Here is a 3,423-nt window from a genome sequence, read left to right on the forward strand (position 1 = left end):
GAAAGAAAGTGATCCTCTGTCTCACACTCAGCGATGCGGAGAACCGTTAGGTATGCTAAGGAGCAAATCTCGAAGCATTTGATTGTGGGTTGTCGTGCTGTCTATCTCCATACGGTTCAGATCCGACCGGTATGAAGCGCGGTAGCGAACTCCTTTTTGACTGAGGTCTGCATGCACTTCCGCATCGAAACGGGTAAGGGGCTGAGTTATGTGATATTCTTGGAACAATACTTTCGGAACGGTAGCGGCTTTTGTAATGATGATATTGAGGTTTCCGCCGGTGGTGTTTAGTTCTCCGTACATATCCCCTTGTCCCGATATCGGTGCATTATGCGCAAAGAGGGTGAAGATCTTTTCCAAATCCGCATGTTTGAAGTCAAACGCGATACGAGACGGTTCCAAACGTGGGATATCGACAACCATTGAGGTATCACTGCGGGCAACATCGGTGTGGGTTTTAAGATGAAGCAACTTTTCATCTCCGCTGAGAGCGGCATGTAAGTTCAGGGTTCCACCCAACGGAATTCCGACGAATTGTTCTAAAATCCCGGCATGTGCCAACGAAGCATCAAGGGTGATATTTACATTAAAAGGTTGTACGTCTCCGTATTTGTCCGCCAATAACGATTTTAAAGTAAACGATTCATTGCTCTCCTCCGAAATAGGGGTTGAGACGAATCGGCGTGTTTGAGAGAGTAGATGAATTTTCCCCTCTACATCGCGTTGATCGAATCCGTTAAGGAGAATATCACCGGAGAGCGTCGTATCGGTATCAGAGGGATAGTGAAGCATCTGCATGAGCGGCAGATAAAAGATTTTATCTACGTTCAAATCTACCGATGCGAGCTGGAAACGGTGAAGCTCAATTTTATACAGCACGTTTCCTCCAAAAACATTCCCGTATCCGTGAATCATGAAGGAGGCGATTCCTCCATTGAGAGAGCCTTCCGCTTTTAAAGGGGAGGGAAGCGGATTAAAACCGCCGTATTGAAAACACTTCAGCCGGTAATGGGCATACATACGAAGTGTCAAAAGTGAGAATCCCCCCTGTGTGGAGAAGGTGTTTCCGTATCCGTCTTGAAAGAGGAGATGGAAACGGTTTCGAGTGAGGACAAACTCTTGAATCGTAATCGGAGTAGAGAGGGCAGAGGTAAGTGATTTTTCAACTAGGGGGTTATGAGACGATTTCCCCATGCTGAAAACAAAACCAACGCAATGGCTATGATTATCCCCAGCAGTGAGAGGAGAATTTTTCCGAGTAGGGTTTGGTGAAAATGGCGAATATACTTCATGAGAGTGCAAGTATCCAAGGGGTGCCGACGATCATGAAAATCAGAAAAGTCAGCAGTGTAACCGCACCGCCGTAAAGGTAGATTTCACGGGCGGTGATATAGCCGGAACTGAGATAGATTGCGTTGCACGAGGAACCCTGAGGAGTGATGGTAGCATTAAAATTGGTGGCGAATAAGAGCATCATCGCCATTAATTCCCCCGGTACACCCGCTTGAACCCCTATGGCCAAAAAGATACCGAACAGTGCCAACAAATGAGCGCTTTGAGAGACAAAGAGGTAGTGGATCAGCACATAAACCGCAATCAGAAGTGTATACACCCATATCCATGAAAGCCCGGTAAGATAGTGGGTAAAATGTTCGGCAATCGCGTTCATAAAACCCTGTTCGGCGAGCTGAGTGGAGAGCCCGAAAAGGATGGCAAACCAGATGAGGGTACTGAGCGCTTCTCCCTGACTTCTGAAATCATCGACCCCGAATACTTTTGTTGCCATCAAAATCCCTAATCCTCCGAAGGCAACCGCCGCTTTGTCGATAGGAAATACTCCTGAGAGGGCCCAAAGGGTGAGCATGGAGAGAAAGACCCCGGCAGTAATCCACTCATTTCGGCTGATGTGTCCCATATGCTCTAATGCGACTGCGGCTTTTTGAGGGGCATCGGGCGTCTCTTTCATTTCCGGGGGGTAGATACGGTAGAGCATCCAGGGGATGAGGGCAAATGCGATCATCGTCGGAACAATTGCGTATAAAAGCCAGCTTCCGAATGTGATATGGATCCCCATTTTTTCGGCGATTCCTACCCCCACAGGATTGACCGCCATAGCGGTGAGCCAAAGCCCTGAAGAGATCGTAAGTCCCGCCATCGAAGTCATCATCAGATAGCTTCCGGCTCTGCGGTGGGTATGGTCTCCTACTTTTGAGTTGCAGTCGTGTGCGAGGCCGTAAACGATGGGATAGAGGACACCGGAGCGTGCGGTATTGCTGGGGAACGCAGGGGCGATGAGGATATCGGTGGCGATGACGCTGTATCCCAATCCCAGCGTCGAATGCCCGAATTTACGGATAATATGCAAAGAGAGTCGTTTTCCAAGACCTGATTTATGGACGGCGTGAGAGACCAAAAATGCCGCGATGATAAGGAGAATAAAGCTCTCTGAAAATCCGGCATAGGCTTTGGCCGGTTCAATAACACCGCTTAAGACACTAATGGCGAGGGCCATGATGGCAGCGGCGATTATGGGGAGGATGTTGAATAAAATAGCGCCGATGGTGGTGATAAAAATCGTAAAAAGATGCCACGTTGAGAGAGAAATAGAGAGGGGAGGGGGGGTGAACCATACCCCCAGTGCAAAGAGTATCAACAATAGCGGAGGATAAAACCGTTTGATATGCACATTTTCCCTTTTGATTAGTAACACTTATTATAGCATTTTAGGGGGCTGTTTATAGTTGATAGCAATAGACTCAACTATTTTGCATAAAAAAATTCACATACCTCTTGACAACAGGTGACTCAATGCAATATAATAACACTAGATTTCAACAAAGGAGTCTTTAGAAATCATGTCAAATACAGTCAATGAAGAGCAAATCAGCGAAGAACAAGTTGCCCTTAACGAGGGTGAAGAAGTTGTTGCTGAGAGCATGAATGAATTAGAAACTATTACAGCCGAGTTAGCGTCGTTCAAAGATAAGTACGCTCGCGTACATGCCGATTTCGACAATATCAAAAAACGGTTAGAGCGTGAGAAATATCAAGCGCTTGAATATGCGAATGAGAAATTTGCCAAAGATTTGATTCCTGTAGTGGATTCACTTTCAATGGCAATCGGCGCAACGGCTATCGAAGCAGAACCGGCAGTTCTCTTAGAGAAACTCAAAGAGGGCGTCGAGCTGACAATGAAACAGCTTTTAAGCGTTCTCGAAAAACACGGTGTTACACCCGTAGATGAAAGTGAACCGTTCAATCCGGATATTCACAATGCAGTACAGCGTGTAGACAGTGATGAGCATGAAAGCGGAGCTATCGTAAACACTTTCCAAAAAGGGTTTCGATACAAAGAACGGACATTGCGCGATGCAATGGTCGTTATTGCAAATTAAATTTAAAACAAGGAAAATATTATGTCAA

The 3,423-nt window shown here is 46.4% G+C and carries 3 protein-coding genes; 1 reads left to right on the forward strand and 2 read right to left on the reverse strand.

From position 1 onward, the window contains the following. Window positions 1-27: 27 nt before the first annotated feature. On the reverse strand, window positions 28-1,194 hold the full coding sequence (locus Q0C19_RS11615; RefSeq protein WP_295056232.1) for a hypothetical protein: 1,167 nt from the start codon (window positions 1,192-1,194) through the stop codon (window positions 28-30). Window positions 1,195-1,288: 94 nt separating this feature from the next. Continuing rightward, the gene (locus Q0C19_RS11620; protein ID WP_295056235.1) at window positions 1,289-2,686 is read right to left on the reverse strand and encodes a DASS family sodium-coupled anion symporter; all 1,398 of its coding nucleotides are present in this window, start codon (window positions 2,684-2,686) and stop codon (window positions 1,289-1,291) included. A 169-nt stretch (window positions 2,687-2,855) separates the two neighbouring features. Here Q0C19_RS11620 and Q0C19_RS11625 point away from each other — a divergent pair, with 169 nt between their 5' ends. Next, window positions 2,856-3,395, forward strand: a complete 540-nt coding sequence (locus Q0C19_RS11625; protein WP_295056239.1) for a nucleotide exchange factor GrpE — start codon at window positions 2,856-2,858, stop codon at window positions 3,393-3,395. Window positions 3,396-3,423: the final 28 nt, after the last annotated feature.

Origin of the sequence: Sulfuricurvum sp., from assembly GCF_023250475.1 — a bacterium.
Taxonomy (GTDB): Bacteria; Campylobacterota; Campylobacteria; order Campylobacterales; family Sulfurimonadaceae; genus Sulfuricurvum.

Bases quoted from the DNA above. Each gene is read 5' to 3' on its own strand.
- Q0C19_RS11615 (WP_295056232.1), bottom strand. From the start codon at position 1,194: ATGGGGAAATCGTCTCATAACCCCCTAGTTGAAAAATCACTTACCTCT.
- Q0C19_RS11625 (WP_295056239.1), top strand. From the start codon at position 2,856: ATGTCAAATACAGTCAATGAAGAGCAAATCAGCGAAGAACAAGTTGCC.